Below are 2054 nucleotides of genomic sequence, written 5' to 3'. Positions count from 1 at the left end.
ATACGGAAACCCCGCAGCTTGATCTGGTCATCGGTGCGGCCCAGGAACTCCAGCCGGCCCTCACCCCGCTCGTCGTACTGCCAACGCCCCAGGTCGCCCGTGCGGTACATCCGCGCACCCGGCTCACCGAACGGATCCGGCACGAACCGCTCGGCCGTCAGACCCGGACGCCCCAGATACCCACGGGTCACCAGGTCACCGGCGATGAAGAGTTCGCCGCCGACGCCGACCGGGAGCGCCCGCAGGGCCTCGTCGAGCACGTACATCCGGGTGTTCCAGATCGGGCGCCCGATGGTGATCACACCGGAGGGCGCGGGGTCGCCCGGCGCGATCCGGAATTCGGTGCAGCCGACCGTGGTCTCGGTCGGGCCGTACTCGTTGATCACGGTGGCACCCGGGTGGCGCCGCCGCCACTCGTCCAGCACCTCGCCCATCAGGGACTCGCCGCCGAGCACGAGCTGCTCGCTGGGCGAGAAGCGCTCGGGCAGCGCGGTCAGCAGGGCCAGGTGGCTCGGGGTCGCCTTGACGAAGGTCGGGCGGTCGAACTCCCCCGCCGTGGGGCTCTCGTCGTCCAGCTCGATGAGCTGCACGGTGCCGCCGCTGGTCAGCGGGGCGAACAGGCCGGTCACCGTGAGGTCGAAGGAGACCGGCGAGTGGACGAGCGCCCGGCCGGCCACACTGCCGTAGGCCTCCCGGGCCCAGGCCAGGTAGGCGTCCAGCGAGTGGTGCTCGACCACGACGCCCTTGGGGCGTCCGGTGGAGCCCGAGGTGTAGATCACGTAGGCCGGGTTGCGCAGGGACAGGGGGGCGGACCGGTCGGCGTCGGTGAGGTCGTGAGCGGGCAGGGCGGCCAGCGCGGCGGCGGTGTCCGGAGCGTCGAGCAGCAGGCGCGGGTGCTCGGTGACGGGCAGCTGGGCGGCCGCCTCGGCGGTGGTGAGCACGCACAGCGGCCGGGCGTCGGCCAGCGTGTAGGCGATCCGCTCGCCCGGGTGGGTGAGGTCGATCGGCAGGTACGCCGCACCGGACTTGACCACCGCCAGCACGGCGACCAGGGTCTCCACCGAGCGCGGCACGGCCAGCGCGACGAGCCGCTCGGGCGCCGCCCCCTGGGCCACGAGGTGGCGGGCCAGGCGGTTGGCCGCGGTGTCGAGCTGGGCGTAGCTGAGGGCGCCGGTCTCGCAGACGACGGCGGTGGCGTCGGGGGTGCGGGCGACCTGGGCGGCGAACAGCTCGGGCAGGGTCCGGCCGGGGAGTGCGCGTGCGGGGCCGTTCCAGTCGGTGAACAGGGCCTTGCGCTCGTGCTCGGAGAGCAGGTCGATGTCGTGGAGGGGGGTGTCGGGGTGGTCGGCGGCGCTGGTCAGGATCCGCTGGAACTGCTCGGCGAGCCGCGCGATGGTGGCGGGCTCGAAGAGGTCGGCGGCGTACTCGATGGTCACGGTCAGGCCGCCCGGAGCGCCGTCGGCGGTGTGGTGCTCGGTGACGGTGAAGGACAGGTCGAATTTGGCCGCGCTCTCCGACGCGACATCGGCCGTGGCGGGTTCGCCACCCGCCCCAGCGGCGCTGTTGAAGGTGAGGATGGTCTGGAACAGCGGGTGGCGGTGCGGGGCGCGGCGCGGGTTGAGCGCCTCGACGATGCGCTCGAAGGGCAGGTCCTGGTGGGAGAGCGCCGCGAGGTTCACGTCGCGGGTGCGACGCAGCAGCTCGGTGTGGGTCGGGTTGCCGCTCGTGTCCGTGCGCAGCACCAGCGTGTTGACGAAGAACCCGATCAGCTGGTCCAGGTCACGGTGCGTACGGCCGGCCGTGGGCGTCCCGATGGGCAGGTCGGTTCCGGCGCCGTTGCGCGTCAGCAGCACCGCGAGGGCCGCGTGCACGGAGTGGAACAAGGTGGCCTGCCCGCTGCGCGCGTGGGTCACCAGCTTGTGGTGGACCGTGCGGTCGGTGTGCGCGGTGTGGATCCGGGCCCGGTGGGTCGGGTGGGCCGGCCGGGAGTGGTCGGCGGGCAGCGCGATCTCCTCCGGCAGACCGTCCAGTTCGGCCGTCCAGTGCGCCAGCTG

1 protein-coding gene is annotated in these 2054 nt (G+C 73.2%); it reads right to left on the bottom strand.

The features are described 5' to 3' along the window. A partial coding sequence (locus ABT084_RS37805) for a non-ribosomal peptide synthetase (protein WP_351054365.1) occupies positions 1–2054 on the bottom strand: 2054 nt, incomplete at both ends.

This window comes from Streptomyces sp. NPDC002138 (assembly GCF_040296485.1).
Classification (GTDB): Bacteria; Actinomycetota; Actinomycetes; order Streptomycetales; family Streptomycetaceae; genus Streptomyces.
Note: the sequence above shows the minus strand (reverse complement) of the source record. Positions and strands in the feature narration are given on the sequence as shown.